The organism is Armatimonadota bacterium (assembly GCA_031081675.1).
In the GTDB taxonomy this organism is placed as follows: domain Bacteria; phylum Sysuimicrobiota; class Sysuimicrobiia; order Sysuimicrobiales; family Kaftiobacteriaceae; genus Calidihabitans; species Calidihabitans tengchongensis.
The window spans coordinates 1-19,180 of sequence record JAVHLZ010000028.1 but is presented as its reverse complement, the minus strand read 5'-3'; the positions used below and the strand labels follow the sequence as shown (position 1 = coordinate 19,180).

Genomic DNA, 19,180 nt, shown 5'->3' with positions numbered 1-19,180 from the left:
CCGCATCCCGGAGATGCACGAGGGCTCCCGGCCAGGGTGCCAGGAGTGCCGTGGTGGGCCCGCCTGGGCTCGAACCAGGAACCCACGCCTTATGAGGGCGTCGCTCTGCCGTTGAGCTACGGGCCCGCGCCCCGATTATAGCGCCTCGCCGGCGGGTCCGGGCCAGGCCGGCTCCGGCGCGGGAGTCCCGTCGTACAGCACCCTCACCAGGTAGAGGCCTCGCGCCGGCACGCGGGGGCCTCCGCGCCCTCCCGCGGCAGCCATCTCCGCCACCTCCTCCGGGGACAGCGCTCCGCTTCCCACCCGCAGGACCGTCCCGACCACGCGCCGGACCATGTGGTGCAGAAATCGGTCAGCCTCCAGCGTGAAGACGACCAGGGCCCCCACCCGGCGCACCTCCGCGACCCGCAGGTCGCACACCGCGCCGCCCGGCCCGGGCCGGCCAAACGCCCGGAAGTCGCGCCGCCCGCGCAGGGCGGCGAGGGCGGCAGCCATGGCGTGGACGTCCAGGGAGGCGGGAACGAAGTGCGCGTGATTCCGCAGGATGGCCGACGGTTGGGGCCGGTTGAGAACCAGGTACCGGTAGGTCCTGCCGGTGGCGGACCGGCGCGCGTGAAAGCCGGGATCGACCTCGTCGGCGGCCAGGACCCGGATCGCCTCGGGCAGGTGAGCGTTGAGGGCTGCCGGGAAGCGGGGGGCGGGCAGGCGGTGGCGGAGGCGGACGTGGGCTACCTGGCCGAGGGCGTGGACCCCGGCGTCGGTGCGGCCGGCGCCGACCACCGCCACCCTCTCCCCGGTGACCCGGAAGACCGCCCGCTCCAGCTCTCCCTGCACCGTCGGCCGGCCCGGCAGGCGCTGCCAGCCGAAAAACGGGGTCCCATCGTACTCGATCACCAGCCGGAGGGTCCGCAGGTCCACGGCCCCGCTCCGGTTCACGGAATCCGCCGGACCAGCCCCACCCACGTCGGGGCCGGCACCGTGAACAGGACCGCCGCGGCCAGCGTGACCGCCAGGGCCACCCCATCCCGCAGACCCAGGCGCAGCTGCTTCATCCGGGTCCGGCGCTCACCCACCCGGTAGCACCGGGCCTCCATGGCCAGCCCCAACTCCTCGGCGCGGCGGAAGGCGCTGACGAACAGGGGCACCAGCACCGGGACCAGCGCCCGCGCCCTCTGGAGGACGCTGCCCCGGTCGAAGACGGCTCCCCGGGCCATCTGCGCCTTCATGATTTTCTCGGTCTCCTCCAGCAAGGTGGGGATGAAACGCAGGGCGATGGTCATCATCATGGCCAGGGCGTCGGCCGGCACCCCCACGCGGCGGAACGGCCGCAGGAGCCGCTCCATGCCGTCGGTCAGCTCCATGGGCGAGGTGGTGAAGGTCAGCAGGGACGTGACGAGCATCAGGCCGATCAGGCGGCATCCCACGAAGACGGCCCGCACCACCCCTTCCCGGGTGGCCACCAGAGGCCCGATCCGGACCAGGACGGTCCCCTCCGCCCCGCTGAAGAACACGTTGAGGACAATGGTGAGGACCAGCAGCGCCTGCACCGGGCGGAGCCCTCCCAGCAGGTACCCAAAGGGGATCTGCGCCAGGGCCACCACGGCGGCCAGGAACAGGGCCAGCAGCCCGTACCCGGCAAAGTCCCGGACGAGGAAGATGACCACCGTCAGGACGGCCACGGCCCAGATTTTGGTCCGCGGGTCGAGGCGGTGCACCGGCGAGTCCCGCGGCAGGTACTGGCCGATGGCCACGTAGCGGATCAGCTCCATCCCAGGGCCTCCCGGATGGCGGCGTGGGCATCGTCCAGGGTCAGCACGTCCTCGCGCACCCTCAGCCCGCGGTGCCGCAGGCGCTGCATCAGGTCGGTCAGGGTGGGCACGCCCAGGCCGACCTCGGCCAGCAGCGCGGCGTGCCGGAACACCTCGCGCACCGGACCGTCCATCACCACCTTGCCCCGGGACAGGACCACGACCCGGCGCGCCATGCGGGCCACCTCGTCCATGTTGTGGCTGATGAAGATGACGGTCAGACCGTGGTCGACGTGCAGCCGGCGGATCTGCTCCAGGATCTCCTCCTTGCCCAGGGGATCCAGACCGGCGGTGGGCTCGTCGAGGACCAGGACCTGCGGCCCCATGGCCAGAATCCCCGCCATGGCGACCCGCCGCATCTCGCCTCCCGACAGGGAGAACGGCGAGCGGGGGCCCACGCGGTCGGGATCCAGGCCCACCATCTGCAGCGCCTCCCGCACCCGCCGGGTGACCTCATCGTCGGGCAGGCCCAGGTTGCGGGGCCCGAACGCCACATCGGCGGCCACCGTCTCCTCGAACAGCTGGTGCTCGGGGTACTGGAACACCAGCCCCACCTGCCGGCGGACCGCCCGCAGGTCGGCCCGGGGATCTCCCAGATCGACGCCGGCCACCCGCACGGTGCCTTCGGTGGGCCGCAGCAGGGCGTTGAAGTGCTGGATGAGGGTGGACTTGCCGGAGCCGGTGGGCCCGATCAGGGCCACTACCTCGCCGGCATCGATGGACAGGGACACCTCCCGCAGGGCGACCGTCTCCAGAGGCGTGCCCTTCAGGTAGATGTGGGTGAGCCCGCTGCACTCGATCAGAGCCATCGCCGCGCACGCCGGTCAGATTCCAGGCGGGCCAGGGCGTCGGCCAGCTCGTCGGCGTCCAGCACTCCCGGAGGGAGGGGCAGGCCATCCCGCCGCAGGCGGTCGGCCAGCGCCGCCACCGGCGGCAGGACCAGGCGCAGCGCCGCCAGCTCCTCGGCCCGGGCGAACACGTCCGCCGGCGGGCCGTCCATGACCACCCGCCCGTCCGCCAGAACGATCACCCGCCGGCAGCGGGCCGCCTCCTCCATCACGTGGGTGATGTGGATCACGGTCACGCCCTCCTGGTTCAGGCGGGTGATGGTCTGCAGGACCTCCCGTTGCCCCTGGGGGTCCAGCATGGTGGTGGCCTCGTCCAGGACCAGGCACGCGGGGCGCATGGCCAGGACGCCGGCGATGGCCACCCGCTGCTTTTGTCCCCCCGACAGCAGGTGAGGCTGATGGCGGCGGTATTCGGTCATCTCGACGATCCGCAGGGCTTCCTCCACCCGCGCCGCGATCTCGTCGGGAGGCAGGCCGAGGTTCTCGGGCCCGAAGGCCACGTCCTCCTCCACCACCGTGGCCACCAGCTGGTTGTCGGGGTTCTGGAAGACCATCCCCACCCGCCGCCGGATCTCCCACAGGTGGGACCGGTCGCGGGTGTCCAGCCCGTCCACCCACACCTCCCCCTCGGTGGGCAGCAGCAGGGCGTTGAGATGCTTGGCCAGGGTGGACTTGCCGGAGCCGTTCCCGCCGACGATGGCCACCAGCTCTCCGCGCTCGATGGTCAGCGACACGCCGTCCAGCGCCACCACCGGGTGCGGCCCCCTGGGGTGGTAGACGTGGCGCAGGTTGCGAACCTCGATCAGGGGCGGCATCGGCCGACTCCGTCCGGGTGATGGCGTCCAAAAACGAAACGCAGGCCCCGGCTCCGGACCTGCGCCATGTGCCCCCGGCTCCGGGCGGGCGTCAGATCAGCTCGACCACCGCGAGCTCGGCGGCGTCCCCCCGGCGGACCCGCGTGCGCACGATGCGGGTGTAACCCCCCCGACCCGGCTGGTACTTGGGCGCCACCTCCGCAAACAGCCGGCGCAGGACCCGGGGATCGGTCAGGACCCGCCGCGCCTGCCTCCGCGCGTGCAGGTCGCCCCGCAGGGCCAAGCTGATGAGCCGGTCCGCCACCTTCTTGGTCTCCTTGGCCCGGGCCACGGTGGTCTCCACCCTGCCGTGGCGGATCAGCGCGCTCACCAGGTCCCGCAGCAGGGCCCGGCGCTCGCCGGTATCCCGATTCAGCTTGCGCGTGGCAGCCCCCAGCATCGCGTCACCCCCGGCCGTCAGCTGGCCCCATCCTTCTTGCGCAGCGACAACCCCAGGGCCGCCAGCTTCTCCCGGACCTCGTCCAGCGACTTGCGGCCGAAGTTCTTGACGCTGACGATCTCCTCCTCGGTGCGCTGGATGAGGTCGCCCACGGTGTTGATGCCGGCGCGCTTGAGGCAGTTGTAGGGGCGCACCGACAGGTCCAGTTCTTCGATGGGCATGGCGGCCAGCCGCGCCATCTGGGCGTCGGCGCTCTGGTCCAGTCCCCCTGTCCCCTCTCCCTCCTGGCCCAGGGTGGCGAACAGCCGGAACTGGTCGATGAGGATGCGGGCCGCCTCCTGGACGGCCTCCTCGGGGCGGACCGAGCCGTCGGTCCACACCTCCAGGATCAGGCGGTCGGCCTCGGCCGTCCCCGCCCGCGTGTCCTCCACCACGTAGTTCACCTTTTGCACGGGGGTGAAGATGGAGTCCACCGGGATGACGCCGATCGCGTGCTCGCTCCTGCGGTGGCGCTCGGCCGGCACGTACCCTGTGCCCCGCTCCACCACCAGCTCCATGGCCAGGTGCGCGTCCTTGCGATCCAGGGTGGCGATGTGCAGGTCGGGGTTGAGGATATCCACCTCGGCGTCCTGCTGGATGTCGGCGGCGGTGACCTCCCGCTTGCCCCGGACGTCCAGCCGCAGCAGCTTGGGCTTGTCGGTGTGCAGGCGGAGGGTCAGCTCCTTGAGGTTGAGGATGATCTGGGTCACGTCCTCCACCACGCCCGGGATGGTGGAGAACTCATGCAGGACCCCCTCGATCTTCACCGACGTCACCGCCGCCCCCGGGATGGACGAGAGCAGCACCCGGCGCAGCGCGTTGCCCAGGGTGACCCCGAACCCCCGCTCCAGGGGCTCCACCACGAACTTTCCGTAGGTGTCCGAGAGTTCCGCGAACTCGATCTTGGTCTTGGGCGCTTCCCAGATGGTGGCAATGCTCATACGATTCGCTCCTCCGCCCCGGCGGCCATGGCTACCGGGAATAATACTCGACGATGAGCTGCTCCTGCACCGGCACGTCGATCTCTTCCCGCGCCGGCAGGGCCAGCACGCGGCCCTCCAGGGTGGCCGGGTTGAACTCCAGCCACGAGGGGAGGGTCCGCAGGCCGGTCTGGGCCAGTTCCTTCACCCGCGGGTGTTCCCGCCCCCGGGGGGTCGGGGAGATGACGTGACCGGGCCGAACCTGGAACGACGGGATGGTGACCTTGCGGCCGTTGACGGCGATGTGGCCGTGCAGCACCATCTGCCGGGCTTCCTTGCGGGAGAGGGCGAATCCCAGACGATAGACCACGTTGTCCAGGCGCGTCTCCAGAAGCTGCAGCAACCGCACGCCGGTCACGCCCTTGGCCTTGGCGGCCTGCTGGAAGTAGGTCTTGAACTGCGTCTCCAGCACCCCGTAGATGCGGCGCAGCTTCTGCTTCTCCCGCAGCCGGATTCCGAACTCGGACAGCTTGCGCCGGCTCTGGCCATGCATCCCCGGGGGCACCGGCCGCTTGTGGACCGGGCACTTCTCGGTGTAGCACTTCTCCCCCTTGAGGTAGAGCTTCATTCCCTCCCGCCGGCACAACCGGCACACGGGTCCTGTATACCTGGCCATCCCCTCTGTCCTCCCTACACCCGGCGTCTCTTGGGAGGCCGGCAGCCGTTATGCGGAATCGGGGTGACGTCCCGGATCAGGGCGACATCCAGCCCCGCGGCCTGCAGCGACCGGATGGCCGCCTCCCGACCGGGCCCCGGCCCCTTCACGTAAACCTCCACCTGCTTCACGCCGTGCTCCATGGCCTTGCGGGCGGCGTTCTCGGCCGCCAGCCCCGCCGCAAACGGCGTCCCCTTCCGGGACCCCTTGAAGCCCACGTTGCCGGCGCTGGACCAGGCCAGCACGTTGCCCTGGGGGTCCGTGATGGTGACGATGGTGTTGTTGAAGGTGGACTGAATGTGCGCCACGGCCAGCGGCACGTTCCGCCGCTCCCGCTTGCGTCCCTTCCGTTTGGCCACCGTCGGCCCTCCCGTCGGCGCGACAGATTACTTCTTCTCCAGCTTCCGGCGGCCCGACCCCACGGTCTTGCGCGGGCCCTTGCGGGTCCGGGCGTTGGTCCGGGTGCGCTGTCCCCGCACGGGCAGGTTCCGCCGGTGGCGCAGGCCGCGGTACGACCCGATCTCCACCAGCCGCCGGATGTCCATGGCCACGTCCCGGCGGAGGTCTCCCTCCACCTTGTAGTGGCGGTCGATGTAGTCCCGCAGGCGGGTGATCTCCTCCTCGGTGAGATTCCGCACCCGCGTGTCCGGGTTCACGCCGGTGGCGGCCAGCGCTTCCCGCGCCCGGCTAAGCCCGATGCCATAGATGTAGGTCAGAGCCACCTCCACCCGCTTGTCCCGAGGGAGGTCCACTCCCGCAATCCGCGCCATCCTCGTCCGCTCCCGGCGAGCCCCCTAGCCCTGCTTCTGCTTGTGCTTGGGGTTCTCGCAGATGATGTACACCCGGCGCCCCCGCCGGACCACCTTGCACTTCTCGCAGATGCGTTTGACCGACCCCCGCACCTTCATGGTCGCATCCCTTCGCCTTCCGGCAGCCGCCGCCTAGCGGTACCGGTACGTGATCCGCCCCCGGGTCGGGTCGTAGGGGGACAGCTCCACCTTGACCCGGTCACCGGGAAGGATGCGGATGAAGTTGATCCGCATCTTGCCCGAGACGTGGGCCAGCACTTTGTGGCCGCTGGTCAGCTGCACGCGAAACATCGCGTTGGGCAGCACCTCGACCACCGTACCTTCCACCTCGATGGCGTCCTTCTTGGCCATCCTCTCCCGGGACGACCGCGCGTCCCATTCCCTCGGAGAAACAACGGCCCCCCGCCGGCCCGCGCGCCGGCGGGGTAACCTCTGCAATTATACGGCCCCGCCGCCAGCCCGTCCACCGTGGAGCCCGCCGGGCTGGCTCAGACCACCCCGCCGGGGATGGCGGTCAGGACCCGGGCCCCCGAGGCGGTGACCGCCACCGTGTGTTCGAAGTGGGCGGCGGGGCTACCGTCCCGGGTCCGGACAGTCCACCCGTCGGGCTCCACCACCACCTCCCAGGATCCCAGGGTGACCATGGGCTCGATGGCCAGGGTCATTCCCTCCTGCAGGACCACGCCCGTACCCGGCTCCCCGAAGTTGGGGACCTGGGGATCCTCGTGGAGCGCCCGCCCGATCCCGTGGCCGGCGAAATCCCGCACCACCGCCATCCCCACCCCCTCCACGTACCCCTGCACCGCGGCGCCCACATCGCCCAGACGGGCACCGGGGCGGATCACCGCGATGGCCCGGTACAGGGATTCCCGGGTCACCTCCAGAAGCCGGCGCACCCGCGCGTTCACCGGGCCCACGGGGACCGTGACCGCAATGTCGCCGTGAAAACCCTCCACCTGGGCGCCCAGATCCACGGACACGATGGAGCCCCGGGGCAGCGGGCGCTCGTCGGGAATCCCGTGGACGACCTCGTCGTCCACCGACACACAGATGCTGGCGGGAAAGCCCCGGTATCCCTTGAATGACGGCGTGCCGCCCCGATCCCGGATGTACCGCTCGGCAATGCTGTCCAGGTGGGCGCCGGTGACGCCGGGGCGGATGGCCCGGACCACCTCGCGCAGGGCCTCGGCGGCCAGGATGCCGGCCCGGCGCATTCGCTTGATTTCGTCGGGAGTCTTCACCACGATCATGCTCGACGGCCCGCCCACGGGACGACCCCCTCACCGGGCGCGGGACCGGGCCCGGACGATCTCCATCACCCGCCGGTGGACGGTCTCCACATCGCCGTCCTCCACGGTCTCGAAGATGCTTCGGGACCGATAGTACGCCACCAGCGGCTCGGTCTGCTGGCGATACACCTCCAGCCGGCGGCGCACCGTCTCCTCTCGGTCGTCTTCCCGCTGCTCCAGCGGGCTGCCGTCCAGGTCGCACCGCCCCGGGACCCGGGGAGGGTGGAACTCCACGTGGTAGATGTGGCCGGCCGCCCGGCAGACCCGCCGGCCCACCAGGCGCCGCAGCACCGTGGCGTCCGAGACCTGAAAGTACACCACCGCGTCCAGGCGGCGTCCCTGCGCCTCCAGGAGGCGGTCGAGGGCCTCCGCCTGGGCCCGGGTGCGGGGAAAACCGTCCAGGACGAATCCCCGCCGGGCGTCGGGATGGCGCAGGCGCTCGGCCACCACCGCGATCATGATGTGGTCGGGAACCAGGTCTCCCCGCTCCAGATATGCCGCCGCCTCGCGGCCCAGCGGCGTGCCCCCGGCCACCGCCGCCCGCAGAATGTCGCCGGTGCTGATCCGGGGAATACCTTCCCGCTCCTGCAGGAGCCGGGCCTGGGTGCCTTTGCCGGCACCCGGCGGTCCGAGGAAGACCAGATTCATCTACCGCATGAACCCTTCATAGTGGCGCATGAGCACGTAGGCCTCGATCTGCTTCATGGTCTCCAGCGCCACGCCCACCACGATCAGCAGCGAGGTCCCCGCCAGATAGAAGGTGAGCACGCCGGTGCCCCGGGACAGGTACAGGGGCACGATGGCAATCACCGCCAGGGTCAGCGCGCCCACCAGGGTCAGCCGGTCCACCACCCGCGCCAGATAGTCACTGGTGGGGCGGCCCGGGCGGATGCCGGGAATGAACCCGCCGTACTTCTTGATGTTGTCGGCGACCTCGGCGGGATCGAAGCTGACCGCGGTGTAGAAGTACGTGAACAGGATGATCAGCACGAAGTACAGGGCATCGCCCAGGGGCCGCCCGGGCAGGATCATGTCGCCGATGCGGCGCAGCGGCTCGTAGCGGGCGAACTGGGCGATGGTGCCCGGGAACTGCAGCACCGACACGGCGAAGATGATGGGAATGACCCCCGCCTGGATGACCCGGATCGGCAGATGGGTGCTCTGCCCCCCGTAGACCCGGCGGCCCACCACCCGCTTGGCGTACTGCACGGGGATCTTGCGCACGGCCTGGGTGACGAACACCACGGCCACGATGCTGCCCAGCACAATGAGCAGGTCCAGGAGGAACTGCCAGAGGGCCACCTCCCCCACGCTCACCAGCCGCAGCGTCTGGGCCAGCTGGCTGGGCAGGCGAGCCACGATCCCTCCGAAGATGATCAGGGAGACCCCGTTGCCGACCCCGTACTCGGTCATGATCTCGCCCATCCAGGTCAGCAGCATGGTCCCGGCCATGAGGGTGACCACGATCATCCCCATGGTCAGCGGCCGGGTGTCGGGCAGCGCTCCCAGGTTGCGGATCAGCACCACCTGCCCCGCAGCCTGCAGCAGCGCCAGGACCACCGTCAGGTAGCGGGTGTACATCCCGATCTGCCGGCGGCCCGCCTCCCCCTCCTCCTGCGCCATCTCCTTCAGGCGCGGAAACACCACCTGCAGAAGGGACATGATGATGGACGCGGTGATGTAGGGAAACACCCCCAGGGCGAAGAGGGCGAAGTTGCTGAAGGCGCCACCCACGAACAGGTCCAGGAAGTTGAAGACGCTGCCCCGCTGGCGGAACAGCTGCTCCAGGGCCGCCACGTTTACCCCCGGCACCGGGAGGTGAGCCCCCAGGCGGAACAGGACCAGCATCCCCGCCGTGAACAGCAGCCGGCGGCGGAGGTCGGCGATCCGCCAGGCGTTAACCAGACCGGCCAGCATCGGCGATCACCTCCGCGCGCCCGCCGGCCTGGCGGATGGCCTCCGCGGCCCGCCGGCTGAAGGCGTGGGCCCGCACCACCAGCGGCCGGTCCAGGCTCCCCCGGCCCAGGATCTTCACCGGGCCGCGGCGCACCAGTCCGGCCTCCCGCAGGGTCTGCGGGGTCACCTCGCTGCCGGCAGGAAAACGGGCCAGGGCGTCCAGGTTGACCGGTTCATAGCCGGGCGACGGCACGCCGCCCGTGTGGCTGGCTCCTCCCGCCCGCACGCCGCGGCGGAAGGGCAACCGCTTGACCAGGATGGTCTGCCCGCCCTCAAATCCCGGGCGCGGCCCGGCGCCGGCGCGGGCCTTCTGGCCCTTGCGGCCGCGACCGCTGTACACGCCGCGGCCCGAGCCCAGCCCCCGTCCCACCCGGCGGCGCTTGCGGCGCGCTCCCCGGGGAGGCTTCAGCGTATCGATGCTCAGCATCTGAGGTCCCGACCCTCCCTGATGCATCAGCGCCGGGCGCCCGCCAGCTCGCCCACCGGCTTGCCGCGGATGCGGGCCACCTCCTCGGGGGTCCGCAGGTCCAGCAACGCGGCCACGGTAGCCCGGGCCTGGTTGATCGGATTGCGAGAGCCCAGCGACTTGGTCAAGATGTCCTTCACCCCCGCCGCCTCCAGGACCGCCCGCACCGAACCGCCGGCAATGACCCCCGTCCCTTCCGACGCCGGCTTCAGCAGGACCCGGGACGCGCCGTAGTGGCCGATCACCTCGTGGGGGATGGTGGTCCCCCGCAGCGGAACCTCGATGAGCTGCTTCTTGGCATCCTCCACGGCCTTGCGGATGGCGTCGGGCACCTCGGCAGCCTTGCCCAGCCCCACGCCCACATGGCCCTGCTCGTCGCCCACCACCACCAGGGCCGCGAAGTTGAACCGCTTGGCCCCCTTGGTGACCTTGGCCACCCGATTGATCCACACCGCCTTCTCCACGGTGAGGTTCACCGTGGAGGGGTCGATCCGTTTGATCGCCATCGCTGCCTCCCGGCCTCAGAACTCCAGCCCGCCCCGGCGTGCCCCCTCGGCCAGCGCCCGCACCCGGCCGTGGTACTTGTAGCCGCCCCGGTCAAAGACCACCCGGACGATGCCCCGGGCCCGCGCGCGGCGGGCCAGGATCTCGCCCACCACGGCGGCGGCCTCGGTCTTGCGCTTGCCCCGCACCTGGTCCCGCACCTCGGGGTCCAGGGTCGACGCCGCGGCCAGGGTCATGCCCCGATCGTCGTCGATGATCTGCGCGTAGATGTGCTTGAGGCTGCGAAACACCGACAGCCGGGGGCGATGGCCGGTTCCCGCAATCCGCCGCCGGATACGGGCGTGCCGGCGCTGGCGCAGCACATTGCGGTCCACCCGTTTGATCATCTCGGCCCTCCTACGCCCGACCCCCGACGGTCCGGCCCGCCTTGCCCGGCCGGAGCCGGATGCGCTCGCCGGCGTACCGGATGCCCTTGCCCTTGTAGGGGTCCGGGGGCCGGATGGCCCGCAGCCGGGCGGCCACCTGACCGACCAGTTCCTTGTCGATGCCGCTGACCACGATGCGCGTGGGCTGCGGGACCTCGAACTGGATTCCCTCCGGGGGCGTGACCACCACCGGGTGGGAGTAGCCCACCTGCAGGCTGAGGGCATCCCCCTGCTTGACGGCCCGGTATCCCACGCCGACGATCTCCAGCTCCACCCGGTAGCCCTCCACGACGCCCCGGACCATGTTGGCCAGCAGCGCCCGGGTGAGCCCGTGCAGGGCCCGATGCCTGTCCTGGTCCGTGGGGCGCTGGACCACCACGGCGCCGTCGCGCACCTGCACCGTCATGTCGGGATGGACCTCCCGCACCAGGCGGCCCCGCGGGCCCGCCACCTCGACCGTGCGGCCCTTCACCGCGACCGACACGCCGGGGGGAATCGGGATAGGCGCTCGTCCCACGCGCGACATGATCTGACCTCCGACCGGCGCTCTCCGTCCCTCACCAGACGTAGCAGATGACTTCGCCCCCGATGCCCAGCCGGCGGGCCTGGCGATCGGTCATCACGCCCCGGGAGGTGCTGACGATGGCCACCCCCAACCCCGCGCGCACCCGCGGCAGGGTCTTGCGGCCCGCGTAGATCCGCAGGCCCGGACGGCTTGCCCGGCGGATCCCCGACAGGACCGGCTCCTTGCGGGGGCCGTACTTCAGGGTGATCCGGATCACCCCCTGGGGTCCCCGGTCGATGCGGTGCCAGTCGGCGATGAACCCCTCCTCCTTGAGGATCCGCGCGATCTCCATCTTCAGCCGGCTCGCCGGCACGTCCACATGGTCATGCCGGGCGTGGATCGCATTGCGGATCCGCGTCAACATGTCGGCAATCGGGTCGGTGACGACACCCACGTCCGGATCTCCTCCGCCGTCGACTCTCACCTGTCACTCACCTGACCGCAGAGCGGCGACCGCTGGACATCCACGGCCCGGTTCACCAGCTCGCCTTGACCAGTCCCGGGATCTCCCCCCGGTGCGCCAGCTGCCGCAGGCAGATCCGGCACAGGCCGAACTTGCGGAACACCGCCCGCGGACGCCCGCAACGCAGGCATCGGCTGTACCGGCGCACCTTGAACTTGGGTTCCCGCTTCCATTTTTCCAGCAGCGCTTTCTTGGCCACCTCGAGCCTCCCACTCCCGGGATTCGCGGTCTCGGGATCCGGGATCCGGACTCCCACCCTCCGGCCCCGAGCGCCGAACCCCGCAGGTCTCCCTCAGGCCGCCTCCCGCAGGGGCAGGCCCAGCAGGCGCAGCAGTTCCCGCGCCTCCTCGTCGGTCCGGGCGGTGGTCACCACCGTGATGTCCATCCCCCGGATCTTCTCCACCCGATCATAGTCGATTTCCGGGAAGATCAGCTGTTCCCGGACGCCGATGTTCAGATTTCCCCGCCCGTCGAACTGTCGGGCGGAAATCCCCTTGAAGTCCCGGATGCGGGGCAGTGCGATGTTGAACAGCTTGTCCAGAAATTCATACATCCGATCGCCCCGCAGGGTCACCCGGGCCGCGATGGGCGTGCCCTTGCGGAGCTTGAAGGCGGCGATGGACTTCTTGGCCCGGACCACCACCGGCCGCTGGCCGGCGATGAGGGTGAGCTCCTCCACCGCCTTGTCCAGAAACCGCGGATCGGTGGTGGCGTCGCCCACCCGCATGTTCAGCACCACCTTCTCGACCCGCGGCACCTCCATGATGTTCCGGTACCCGAACCGCTCCCGCAACCGCGGCACGACCTCGGTCCGGTACAGGACCTTCAACCGCGCCGGCGGCCGGGGGCCGGTCGGCGCCGGAGCCGCCGCCTCGGCGGCCGCAGGGGCCGGGGCAGAGGGAACCTGTCGCTTCTTGCCGTCGCTCATTTCTCGATCTGCTCCCCGCAGCGCTTGCACACCCGCACTTTGGTCCCGTCGGCCAGGTAGCCGTGACCCACCCGCACCGCCCGTCCGCACTTGGGGCACACCACCATCACCTTGCTGCTGGGGATGGGCGCCTCCTTTTCCACGATGCCCCCCTGGGGCATCTTCTGGGTGGGGCGGGTGTGCCGCTTCACGACGTTGATGCCCTCCACGATGATCCGGCCGTGCTTGGGCAGGACCCGCAGCACCTTGCCGCGCTTGCCCCGCTGCTTGCCGGCGACGACCTCCACCATGTCGCCCTTCTTCACGTGTATCCGATGCCGCCCGGCCACCACCGCCATCTCACAGAACCTCCGGCGCCAGGGAGATGATCTTCATGAACTGCTTCTCCCGCAGCTCCCGCGCCACGGGGCCGAAGATGCGCGTGCCCCGCGGGTTCAAGGCGTCGCTGAGGATCACCGCCGCATTGTCGTCGAACCGGATGTACGACCCATCCGGGCGCCGGACGGGCCGCCGGGTCCGCACGATCACCGCCCGCACCACGTCCCCTTCCTTGATGGGGCTGTTGGGGATCGCCTGCTTGACCGAGCAGACCACCACGTCCCCCACGGTGGCATACCGGCGATTGCTGCCGCCCAGCACCCGGATCACCATCAGCTCCCGCGCGCCCGTATTGTCGGCGACCTTCAGCCGCGTGTAGGGCCGGATCATTGCGCTTTCTCCAGCACCTGGACCACCCGCCAGCGCTTCTCCTTGCTCAGGGGGCGGGTCTCCATGATCAGCACCCGGTCACCCTCGCGGGCCACGTTGCCCTCGTTGTGCGCCTTGAACCGGGCGATGTGGCGCACCGTCTTGCCGTACAGGGGGTGGCGGCGGATGGTCTCCACCTGAACCACCACCGTCTTGTCCATCTTGTCGCTGACCACGACCCCGACCCGGGTCTTCCGCTTCCCGCGCGTCTGCATCTCGGCCCCCGCTCCTACACCGCCACGCCCTTCTCGGCCAGCACCGTCTTGATCCGGGCCACATCCCGCCGCAGTTCCCGGATCCGGGAGGTGTTGGGTTGCTGGCCGGCGACCTTCAGGCGCAGGGTAAACAGCTCCCGCTGCACCTCGTCCAGCTTCCGCAGCAGTTCGTCGGCGGTCATCTGCCGCAGGTCCGCCGCCCGCATGGTCCGACCCCACCCTCCCCGACGGCTACACCGCCACCTCTTCCCGGGCCACGAACCTGGTCTTGATGGGCAGCTTGTGGGCGGCCAGGATCATGGCTTCCCGGGCGTTGGCCTCGTCCACTCCCGCCAGCTCGAAGAGGATGCGTCCCGGCCGCACCACCGCCACCCAGTACTCGGGATTCCCCTTCCCGGACCCCATGCGGGTCTCCGCCGGCTTCTTGGTGACGGGCTTGTCCGGGAAGATGCGAATCCACAGCTTGCCGCCCCGCTTGACGTGACGGGTGATGGCCCGCCGGGCGGCCTCGATCTGGGCGCTGGTGATCCAGGCCGGCTCCAAAGCCTGCAGGCCGTACTCCCCGAAGGCGATGGTGGTGCCGGCCAGCACCCGGCCCTTCATCCGCCCGCGCTGGGCCTTGCGGTATTTGGTGCGCTTAGGCATCAGCATCGCTGTCTCTCCTGGTCACCACAGGCCGCGGTTCCCGGGTGGGGATCACCACCGGGGGTCCCTCGCCCGCGGGGGACCCGCCCTGCACCGGCGCCGCCTCCGCAGCTGCCGGCGCCGCCGGAGCCGGTGGAGCCGCCGGGGCGCGCTCCGCCAGCCGCGGAGGCCGCCGCGCCTCCACCTCAGGCCGGCGCTCGGGCAGGATGTCGCCCCGGTAGATCCACACCTTCACCCCGATGCGCCCGTAGGTGGTCAGAGCCTCGGCCACCCCGAAGTCGATGTCCGCCCGCAGGGTCTGAAGGGGCACCCGCCCCTCCCGGTACCACTCGTAGCGGGCAATCTCGGCGCCGGCCAGGCGGCCCGAGCAGGCGATCCGGATCCCCTTGGCCCCGGCCCGCAGGCTGCGCTGCACCGCCTGCTTCATCGCCCGCCGGTAGGCGACCCGGCGCTCCAGCTGCTGGGCCACGTTCTCGGCCACCAGCACCGCCTCCAGCTCCGGCCGACGGATTTCCTGCACGGTGAGCTGCACCTGCTTGCCGGTCAGCGCCTCCAGCTCCTTCTTGAGGGCGTCGATGCCCGACCCGCCCCGGCCGATGATGATCCCCGGGCGGGCGGCGTGGATGATCACCCGGACCTGCGGCTTGCCCCCCACCCCGGTCTGGGTCCCGAACCGCTCGATCTCCACCCGGGAGATGCCGGCGCGACCGAGCTTCTCCTTGATGTGCTTCCGGATGGCCAGGTCCTCCTGGATGAGGCTGGCCATATCCCGGGCATACCATCGGGATTCCCAGTCGCGGATGATGCCCACCCGCAGTCCGACCGGATGAATTTTCTGGCCCACCGACTCACCTCCACTCCGACCGCCGGCCGGCTATGGCCGCCGGTCGGACACCACCACCGTGATGTGGCTGCTGCGCCGCGTGATGATGTCGGCCCGACCCCGCGCCCGGGGCTGCACGCGCTTCATGGACGGACCCCGGTCCACAAAGGCTCGGGCCACCACCAGAGCCGAGCGGTCCAGGTCCAGGTTGTTCTCGGCGTTGGCCACCGCCGAGCGCAGCACTTTGGCCACCACCCGCGCAGCCCGGGACGGCAGGAAGCGCAGCATCGCCTCCGCCTCCGTCACCGGCCGACCGCGGATCACCTGCACCACCCGCTGAACTTTCTTGGGCGACAGCCGCACGTAGCGCGCGACCGCTCTGACCTCCATAACTTCCTCCTCGCGGCGCGGGCTTCACCCTGCCCGCCACACACCCTAACTGGAGGCCGGCGACGCCGGCGCCGGCGGCGTGACGGTGGTCGTGCGCTCGGCGGCCGCCCCCGCGGCACCGTGGCCGCGGAATGTCCGGGTCGGCGCAAACTCGCCGAGCTTGTGGCCCACCATCTGCTCGGTGATGTAGATGGGCACGTGCTTCCGGCCGTCGTAGACGGCGATGGTGTGCCCCACCATCTCCGGGACGATGGTGGACCGCCGCGACCACGTCCTGATCACGCGCCGCTCCCGGGTGCGGTTCAGTTCCCGCACCTTCTCCAGCAGGTGCTCGTCTACAAAGGGTCCCTTTTTCGTCGACCGTCCCATACCCGTTCTCGTGTCGGAGCGGTGTCACCGACGTGACGACACGCCCCCGTCACTTCCTCCGTTTCACAATGAATTTGTCGCTGGGCTTGCGCTGGCGCGTCTTGGCGCCCAGGGTGGGCTTGCCCCACGGGCTCACGGGGCCCGGCATGCCGATGGGCGAGCGACCCTCGCCTCCGCCGTGGGGGTGGCTGGCCGGGTCCATGGCCACACCCCGCACCGCGGGGCGGCGGCCCAGCCACCGGGACCGCCCGGCCTTGCCCAGGGAGATGGCGCTGTGCTCCACATTGCCCACCTGACCCACCGTGGCCTTGCACTCCAGGCGGATCAGCCGGACCTCCCCCGAGGGCAACCGGATGTGGGCGTAGTCGCCCTCCTTGGCCATCACCTGGGCGGCCGCCCCCGCCGCCCGCACCAGCTGGCCCCCCTTGCCGGGGACCAATTCAATATTGTGCACCAGTGTCCCGACCGGGATGGCGCGCAGCGGCAGGGCGTTGCCCGGCTTGATCTCCGCGTCCGGCCCCGACATGACCGTGTCGCCCACCTGGAGGCCCTCGGGGGCCAGGACGTACCGCTTCTCACCGTCGGCGTACTGCAGGAGGGCCAGCCGGGCCGACCGGTTGGGGTCATACTCGATGGCCACCACCCGGGCCGGGATCCCGTCCTTGTCCCGCCGGAAGTCCACGATCCGGTAGTGGCGCTTGTGCCCGCCTCCCCGGTGCCGTACGGTCACCCGCCCCTGGACGTTGCGCCCCCCGGTCTTGCGCAGGGGCTCCAGGAGCGAGGGCTCCGGCTCCTCCTTGGTGATCTCCTCAAACGTCGAGACGGTGAAAAAGCGCCGCCCCGGCGTCACCGGCTTGAACTTCTTGATTCCCACGTCGCCTGGCCTCCCTTCGGTCGGCCGCCTCGAGCCTGTCCGGGAGGCGCCTCCCTAGGTCAGAGCCTCCAGATCGATCTTCTCGCCGGGGGCCAGGGTGACCACCGCCTTGCGGTACCCTGACGTCCGGACGTAGTGCTGCCCCCGGCGCCGGGTCCGGCCCGGGATGCGCAGGGTGTTCACCTTGACCACCCGCACCCGGAACAGCCGCTGCACGGCTTCCTTGATCTGCAATTTGGTGGCTCCCGGCGCCACCTCGAACGTGTACTTGCCAATCTGGGAGCCCCGCATGCTCTTCTCGGTCAGGATCGGACGACGGATGATCTCCCGGGGATCCATCACCGGCCGTACACCTCCGCCAGCGCCGCCACCGCCGGGCGCGTGAGCACCAGGTAATCAGCGGCCAGGGCGTCGTGGATCGTCAGGCTCGCCGCCGGCCGCACCGTCACCTCCGGCAGGTTGGCGGCCGAGCGGGCCAGAATGGGGTCCGGCCCCGCCGTCACCAGCACGGTCCTGCCCGACACGGGCAGCCGCGCCAGGAAGTCCGCCAGCGCCTGCGTCCGGGGGGCCTCCAGCCGGGGGGGATCGATCACCACCACGCGCCCCGCGGCCGCCTTGGCCGACAGCACCGACCGCATGGCCAGGTGCCGCATCTGCCGGGGCGTGCGCTGGGTGTAGTCCCGGGGCCTGGGGCCATGGGCCACCCCCCCGCCCACGAACAGCGGTGCCCGACGGCTTCCGTGGCGGGCCCGCCCGGTGCCCTTCTGCCTCCACAGCTTCCGGGTGCTGTAGGCCACCTCACCCCGGGTCCTGGTGGAGTGCGTCCCCACCCGGCGGTTGGCCAGGTGGGCCACCAGGACCTGGTGCACCACCGCCCGGTGCGGCTTGATGCCGAAGACCTCCGCAGGGAGATCCACAGTCCCCGCCGCCGCCCCACTCGCGTCAAAAGCCTGCGCCGTCGGCACGCCGCTCACCTCGCCTGCGCCTCCCGCGGGGCGACCGCCGTGCGAACCATCACGAGCCCGCCCCGGGGACCCGGGACCGCCCCCTGCACCAGGAGCAGATGGTGCTCGGGGTCGACCCGCACCACCCGGAGGTTGCGGACCGTGACCCGCTCCCCCCCGTACCGACCGGGCATCCGCTTCCCCGGCCAGACCCGGGCCATGTCCGAGGACCCGATGGACCCCACGGCCCGGTGCATCAGGGAGACGCCGTGAGAGTCCCGCTGGCCCCGGAAGTTGTGCCGCTTCATGGCGCCGGCAAACCCGCGGCCCTTGGTGATGCCGATGACGTCCACCAGGTCCCCGCTGCGAAACCGTTCCACGGTGATCTGCTCGCCCACGGTGTAGGTCTCCCCGGGGGCCGGCCGGAACTCCCGCAGGACCCGGTGGGCCGCCACCCGCGCCCGGGCGAAGACGCCCCGCAGGGGCTTGGGCAACCTGCTCTCGGGGACGGGCTCAAAACCGACCTGCACGGCCGCGTAGCCATCCCGCTCCGGCGTCCGCACCTGGGTGACCACGCACGGACCCGCCTGGATCACCGTCACCGGCACGACATTGCCCTGGTCGTCGAAGACCTGGGTCATGCCCACCTTGCGTCCCACAATGGCCGTCATCGCCACCGCCTCACCAGCCACCGCCGAAGTCCCTCCCGCCGGCATCGGTCAGAGCTTGATCTCGATGTCCACCCCCGCCGGCAGGTCCAGGTGGCTCAGCGCGTCCACCGTCTTCTGGGTGGGCTCGAGGATGTCAATGAGCCGCTTGTGCGTCCGCAGCTCAAAGTGCTCCATGGACTCCTTGTCAATGTGGGGGGAGCGGATGACGCAGAACAGGCTGCGGTCCGTGGGCAGCGGCACGGGGCCCGACACCCGGGCGCCGGTGCGGCGCACCGTCTCCACGATCCGCTCGGCCGACTGGTCGAGCACCCTGTGGTCGAACGCCTTCAGCTTGATCCGAATCCGCTGCGCCATCCTGTAACCCCTTGGTTCGATCTACGCAATCTACGCAATCTACGCAATCTACGCAATCTCCGCAATCTACTCAATCTGCTCGATCTGCTCGATCGTCCCGGTGCGGGAAGATTGAGGAGATCGAGAAGATCGGGGGGTCGGGAAGATCGGCACTACTCG

33 protein-coding genes, 1 tRNA gene and 1 pseudogene are annotated in these 19,180 nt (G+C 70.6%); all 35 read right to left on the bottom strand.

All coding sequences use genetic code 11. The features are described from left to right. Positions 1-51: 51 nt before the first annotated feature. The 35 genes and pseudogenes from RB150_09970 to rpsJ all read right to left on the bottom strand — a co-directional run bounded on the left by RB150_09970 (position 52) and on the right by rpsJ (position 19,021). A tRNA-Met gene (locus RB150_09970) sits at positions 52-126 on the bottom strand. 9 nt (positions 127-135) lie between these two features. Then, complete coding sequence (gene truA / locus RB150_09965) at positions 136-918, bottom strand: tRNA pseudouridine(38-40) synthase TruA (protein MDQ7820860.1); 783 nt, start codon at positions 916-918, stop codon at positions 136-138. Between the two features lie 14 nt (positions 919-932). Then, on the bottom strand, positions 933-1,763 hold the full coding sequence (locus RB150_09960; GenBank protein MDQ7820859.1) for an energy-coupling factor transporter transmembrane component T: 831 nt from the start codon (positions 1,761-1,763) through the stop codon (positions 933-935). Continuing rightward, positions 1,760-2,617: an energy-coupling factor transporter ATPase gene (locus tag RB150_09955; protein MDQ7820858.1), complete on the bottom strand. Its 858-nt coding sequence runs from the start codon at positions 2,615-2,617 to the stop codon at positions 1,760-1,762. The genes RB150_09960 and RB150_09955 overlap by 4 nt, the downstream gene beginning before the upstream one ends. Continuing rightward, on the bottom strand, positions 2,608-3,471 hold the full coding sequence (locus tag RB150_09950) for an energy-coupling factor transporter ATPase (protein ID MDQ7820857.1): 864 nt from the start codon (positions 3,469-3,471) through the stop codon (positions 2,608-2,610). Before RB150_09950 ends, RB150_09955 begins: the two co-directional genes overlap by 10 nt. Before the next feature lie 91 nt (positions 3,472-3,562). Then, positions 3,563-3,910 (bottom strand): 50S ribosomal protein L17, encoded by a 348-nt coding sequence (rplQ, locus tag RB150_09945; protein ID MDQ7820856.1) that lies wholly within the window; start codon positions 3,908-3,910, stop codon positions 3,563-3,565. A gap of 17 nt (positions 3,911-3,927) precedes the next feature. Next, complete coding sequence (locus RB150_09940; protein ID MDQ7820855.1) at positions 3,928-4,890, bottom strand: DNA-directed RNA polymerase subunit alpha; 963 nt, start codon at positions 4,888-4,890, stop codon at positions 3,928-3,930. A gap of 31 nt (positions 4,891-4,921) precedes the next feature. Then, complete coding sequence (rpsD, locus tag RB150_09935; protein MDQ7820854.1) at positions 4,922-5,545, bottom strand: 30S ribosomal protein S4; 624 nt, start codon at positions 5,543-5,545, stop codon at positions 4,922-4,924. A 14-nt stretch (positions 5,546-5,559) separates the two neighbouring features. After that, positions 5,560-5,943 carry a 30S ribosomal protein S11 gene (rpsK, locus tag RB150_09930; GenBank protein MDQ7820853.1) on the bottom strand — a complete coding sequence of 128 codons (384 nt, stop codon included), beginning with the start codon at positions 5,941-5,943 and terminating at the stop codon, positions 5,560-5,562. A gap of 27 nt (positions 5,944-5,970) precedes the next feature. Continuing rightward, on the bottom strand, positions 5,971-6,354 hold the full coding sequence (gene rpsM / locus RB150_09925) for a 30S ribosomal protein S13 (protein MDQ7820852.1): 384 nt from the start codon (positions 6,352-6,354) through the stop codon (positions 5,971-5,973). A gap of 24 nt (positions 6,355-6,378) precedes the next feature. Continuing rightward, complete coding sequence (gene rpmJ / locus RB150_09920; protein MDQ7820851.1) at positions 6,379-6,492, bottom strand: 50S ribosomal protein L36; 114 nt, start codon at positions 6,490-6,492, stop codon at positions 6,379-6,381. A 33-nt stretch (positions 6,493-6,525) separates the two neighbouring features. Further along, entirely contained in the window at positions 6,526-6,744 is a 219-nt protein-coding gene (gene infA, locus RB150_09915) for a translation initiation factor IF-1 (protein ID MDQ7820850.1), read from the bottom strand. A 137-nt stretch (positions 6,745-6,881) separates the two neighbouring features. Further along, positions 6,882-7,661, bottom strand: a complete 780-nt coding sequence (gene map, locus RB150_09910; protein MDQ7820849.1) for a type I methionyl aminopeptidase — start codon at positions 7,659-7,661, stop codon at positions 6,882-6,884. A 12-nt stretch (positions 7,662-7,673) separates the two neighbouring features. Further along, positions 7,674-8,330 carry an adenylate kinase gene (locus tag RB150_09905; GenBank protein MDQ7820848.1) on the bottom strand — a complete coding sequence of 219 codons (657 nt, stop codon included), beginning with the start codon at positions 8,328-8,330 and terminating at the stop codon, positions 7,674-7,676. Continuing rightward, positions 8,331-9,599 carry a preprotein translocase subunit SecY gene (gene secY, locus RB150_09900; protein MDQ7820847.1) on the bottom strand — a complete coding sequence of 423 codons (1,269 nt, stop codon included), beginning with the start codon at positions 9,597-9,599 and terminating at the stop codon, positions 8,331-8,333. After that, a complete protein-coding gene (gene rplO / locus RB150_09895) occupies positions 9,580-10,065 on the bottom strand; it encodes a 50S ribosomal protein L15 (GenBank protein ID MDQ7820846.1) in 486 nt (161 codons plus the stop codon). The genes secY and rplO overlap by 20 nt, the downstream gene beginning before the upstream one ends. A gap of 26 nt (positions 10,066-10,091) precedes the next feature. Further along, complete coding sequence (rpsE, locus tag RB150_09890) at positions 10,092-10,604, bottom strand: 30S ribosomal protein S5 (GenBank protein ID MDQ7820845.1); 513 nt, start codon at positions 10,602-10,604, stop codon at positions 10,092-10,094. Between the two features lie 21 nt (positions 10,605-10,625). Next, on the bottom strand, positions 10,626-10,994 hold the full coding sequence (gene rplR, locus RB150_09885) for a 50S ribosomal protein L18 (protein ID MDQ7820844.1): 369 nt from the start codon (positions 10,992-10,994) through the stop codon (positions 10,626-10,628). A gap of 10 nt (positions 10,995-11,004) precedes the next feature. Continuing rightward, the gene (gene rplF / locus RB150_09880; GenBank protein MDQ7820843.1) at positions 11,005-11,559 is read right to left on the bottom strand and encodes a 50S ribosomal protein L6; all 555 of its coding nucleotides are present in this window, start codon (positions 11,557-11,559) and stop codon (positions 11,005-11,007) included. Between the two features lie 31 nt (positions 11,560-11,590). Beyond that, positions 11,591-12,022, bottom strand: coding sequence for a 30S ribosomal protein S8 (gene rpsH / locus RB150_09875; protein MDQ7820842.1), 432 nt, complete (start codon positions 12,020-12,022; stop codon positions 11,591-11,593). 52 nt (positions 12,023-12,074) lie between these two features. Next, positions 12,075-12,260, bottom strand: a complete 186-nt coding sequence (locus RB150_09870; GenBank protein MDQ7820841.1) for a type Z 30S ribosomal protein S14 — start codon at positions 12,258-12,260, stop codon at positions 12,075-12,077. A 93-nt stretch (positions 12,261-12,353) separates the two neighbouring features. Then, on the bottom strand, positions 12,354-12,989 hold the full coding sequence (gene rplE, locus RB150_09865; GenBank protein MDQ7820840.1) for a 50S ribosomal protein L5: 636 nt from the start codon (positions 12,987-12,989) through the stop codon (positions 12,354-12,356). Next, the gene (gene rplX, locus RB150_09860; GenBank protein ID MDQ7820839.1) at positions 12,986-13,327 is read right to left on the bottom strand and encodes a 50S ribosomal protein L24; all 342 of its coding nucleotides are present in this window, start codon (positions 13,325-13,327) and stop codon (positions 12,986-12,988) included. The genes rplE and rplX overlap by 4 nt, the downstream gene beginning before the upstream one ends. 1 nt (position 13,328) lies before the next feature. Beyond that, the gene (gene rplN, locus RB150_09855; GenBank protein ID MDQ7820838.1) at positions 13,329-13,697 is read right to left on the bottom strand and encodes a 50S ribosomal protein L14; all 369 of its coding nucleotides are present in this window, start codon (positions 13,695-13,697) and stop codon (positions 13,329-13,331) included. After that, positions 13,694-13,951 carry a 30S ribosomal protein S17 gene (gene rpsQ / locus RB150_09850; protein MDQ7820837.1) on the bottom strand — a complete coding sequence of 86 codons (258 nt, stop codon included), beginning with the start codon at positions 13,949-13,951 and terminating at the stop codon, positions 13,694-13,696. The genes rplN and rpsQ overlap by 4 nt, the downstream gene beginning before the upstream one ends. Before the next feature lie 14 nt (positions 13,952-13,965). Beyond that, positions 13,966-14,157, bottom strand: coding sequence for a 50S ribosomal protein L29 (rpmC, locus tag RB150_09845; GenBank protein ID MDQ7820836.1), 192 nt, complete (start codon positions 14,155-14,157; stop codon positions 13,966-13,968). A 25-nt stretch (positions 14,158-14,182) separates the two neighbouring features. Continuing rightward, positions 14,183-14,602 (bottom strand): 50S ribosomal protein L16, encoded by a 420-nt coding sequence (gene rplP / locus RB150_09840; GenBank protein MDQ7820835.1) that lies wholly within the window; start codon positions 14,600-14,602, stop codon positions 14,183-14,185. A 190-nt stretch (positions 14,603-14,792) separates the two neighbouring features. After that, positions 14,793-15,440 (bottom strand): annotated as a pseudogene (gene rpsC / locus RB150_09835) (30S ribosomal protein S3). Between the two features lie 30 nt (positions 15,441-15,470). After that, complete coding sequence (gene rplV / locus RB150_09830; GenBank protein MDQ7820834.1) at positions 15,471-15,809, bottom strand: 50S ribosomal protein L22; 339 nt, start codon at positions 15,807-15,809, stop codon at positions 15,471-15,473. Between the two features lie 45 nt (positions 15,810-15,854). Then, positions 15,855-16,178, bottom strand: a complete 324-nt coding sequence (rpsS, locus tag RB150_09825) for a 30S ribosomal protein S19 (GenBank protein ID MDQ7820833.1) — start codon at positions 16,176-16,178, stop codon at positions 15,855-15,857. A gap of 49 nt (positions 16,179-16,227) precedes the next feature. After that, complete coding sequence (gene rplB / locus RB150_09820; GenBank protein MDQ7820832.1) at positions 16,228-17,052, bottom strand: 50S ribosomal protein L2; 825 nt, start codon at positions 17,050-17,052, stop codon at positions 16,228-16,230. Positions 17,053-17,106: 54 nt separating this feature from the next. After that, positions 17,107-17,391, bottom strand: a complete 285-nt coding sequence (rplW, locus tag RB150_09815) for a 50S ribosomal protein L23 (GenBank protein MDQ7820831.1) — start codon at positions 17,389-17,391, stop codon at positions 17,107-17,109. Further along, positions 17,391-18,026 carry a 50S ribosomal protein L4 gene (rplD, locus tag RB150_09810; GenBank protein ID MDQ7820830.1) on the bottom strand — a complete coding sequence of 212 codons (636 nt, stop codon included), beginning with the start codon at positions 18,024-18,026 and terminating at the stop codon, positions 17,391-17,393. Before rplD ends, rplW begins: the two co-directional genes overlap by 1 nt. Next, on the bottom strand, positions 18,023-18,667 hold the full coding sequence (gene rplC, locus RB150_09805; protein ID MDQ7820829.1) for a 50S ribosomal protein L3: 645 nt from the start codon (positions 18,665-18,667) through the stop codon (positions 18,023-18,025). The genes rplD and rplC overlap by 4 nt, the downstream gene beginning before the upstream one ends. Positions 18,668-18,715: 48 nt before the next feature. Further along, positions 18,716-19,021, bottom strand: coding sequence for a 30S ribosomal protein S10 (rpsJ, locus tag RB150_09800; protein ID MDQ7820828.1), 306 nt, complete (start codon positions 19,019-19,021; stop codon positions 18,716-18,718). Positions 19,022-19,180: the final 159 nt, after the last annotated feature.

Excerpts from the sequence above, each read along its gene's own strand:
- RB150_09955 (MDQ7820858.1), bottom strand. The coding sequence starts at position 2,617 with ATGGCTCTGATCGAGTGCAGCGGGCTCACCCACATCTACCTGAAGGGC.
- RB150_09950 (MDQ7820857.1), bottom strand. The coding sequence starts at position 3,471 with ATGCCGCCCCTGATCGAGGTTCGCAACCTGCGCCACGTCTACCACCCC.
- rplQ (MDQ7820856.1), bottom strand. The coding sequence starts at position 3,910 with ATGCTGGGGGCTGCCACGCGCAAGCTGAATCGGGATACCGGCGAGCGC.
- RB150_09940 (MDQ7820855.1), bottom strand. The coding sequence starts at position 4,890 with ATGAGCATTGCCACCATCTGGGAAGCGCCCAAGACCAAGATCGAGTTC.
- rpsD (MDQ7820854.1), bottom strand. The coding sequence starts at position 5,545 with ATGGCCAGGTATACAGGACCCGTGTGCCGGTTGTGCCGGCGGGAGGGA.
- rpsM (MDQ7820852.1), bottom strand. The coding sequence starts at position 6,354 with ATGGCGCGGATTGCGGGAGTGGACCTCCCTCGGGACAAGCGGGTGGAG.
- rpmJ (MDQ7820851.1), bottom strand. The coding sequence starts at position 6,492 with ATGAAGGTGCGGGGGTCGGTCAAACGCATCTGCGAGAAGTGCAAGGTG.
- infA (MDQ7820850.1), bottom strand. The coding sequence starts at position 6,744 with ATGGCCAAGAAGGACGCCATCGAGGTGGAAGGTACGGTGGTCGAGGTG.
- RB150_09905 (MDQ7820848.1), bottom strand. The coding sequence starts at position 8,330 with ATGAATCTGGTCTTCCTCGGACCGCCGGGTGCCGGCAAAGGCACCCAG.
- secY (MDQ7820847.1), bottom strand. The coding sequence starts at position 9,599 with ATGCTGGCCGGTCTGGTTAACGCCTGGCGGATCGCCGACCTCCGCCGC.
- rplO (MDQ7820846.1), bottom strand. The coding sequence starts at position 10,065 with ATGCTGAGCATCGATACGCTGAAGCCTCCCCGGGGAGCGCGCCGCAAG.
- rplR (MDQ7820844.1), bottom strand. The coding sequence starts at position 10,994 with ATGATCAAACGGGTGGACCGCAATGTGCTGCGCCAGCGCCGGCACGCC.
- rplF (MDQ7820843.1), bottom strand. The coding sequence starts at position 11,559 with ATGTCGCGCGTGGGACGAGCGCCTATCCCGATTCCCCCCGGCGTGTCG.
- rplE (MDQ7820840.1), bottom strand. The coding sequence starts at position 12,989 with ATGAGCGACGGCAAGAAGCGACAGGTTCCCTCTGCCCCGGCCCCTGCG.
- rplX (MDQ7820839.1), bottom strand. The coding sequence starts at position 13,327 with ATGGCGGTGGTGGCCGGGCGGCATCGGATACACGTGAAGAAGGGCGAC.
- rplN (MDQ7820838.1), bottom strand. The coding sequence starts at position 13,697 with ATGATCCGGCCCTACACGCGGCTGAAGGTCGCCGACAATACGGGCGCG.
- rpsQ (MDQ7820837.1), bottom strand. The coding sequence starts at position 13,951 with ATGCAGACGCGCGGGAAGCGGAAGACCCGGGTCGGGGTCGTGGTCAGC.
- rpmC (MDQ7820836.1), bottom strand. The coding sequence starts at position 14,157 with ATGCGGGCGGCGGACCTGCGGCAGATGACCGCCGACGAACTGCTGCGG.
- rplP (MDQ7820835.1), bottom strand. The coding sequence starts at position 14,602 with ATGCTGATGCCTAAGCGCACCAAATACCGCAAGGCCCAGCGCGGGCGG.
- rplV (MDQ7820834.1), bottom strand. The coding sequence starts at position 15,809 with ATGGAGGTCAGAGCGGTCGCGCGCTACGTGCGGCTGTCGCCCAAGAAA.
- rpsS (MDQ7820833.1), bottom strand. The coding sequence starts at position 16,178 with ATGGGACGGTCGACGAAAAAGGGACCCTTTGTAGACGAGCACCTGCTG.
- rplW (MDQ7820831.1), bottom strand. The coding sequence starts at position 17,391 with ATGGATCCCCGGGAGATCATCCGTCGTCCGATCCTGACCGAGAAGAGC.
- rplC (MDQ7820829.1), bottom strand. The coding sequence starts at position 18,667 with ATGACGGCCATTGTGGGACGCAAGGTGGGCATGACCCAGGTCTTCGAC.
- rpsJ (MDQ7820828.1), bottom strand. The coding sequence starts at position 19,021 with ATGGCGCAGCGGATTCGGATCAAGCTGAAGGCGTTCGACCACAGGGTG.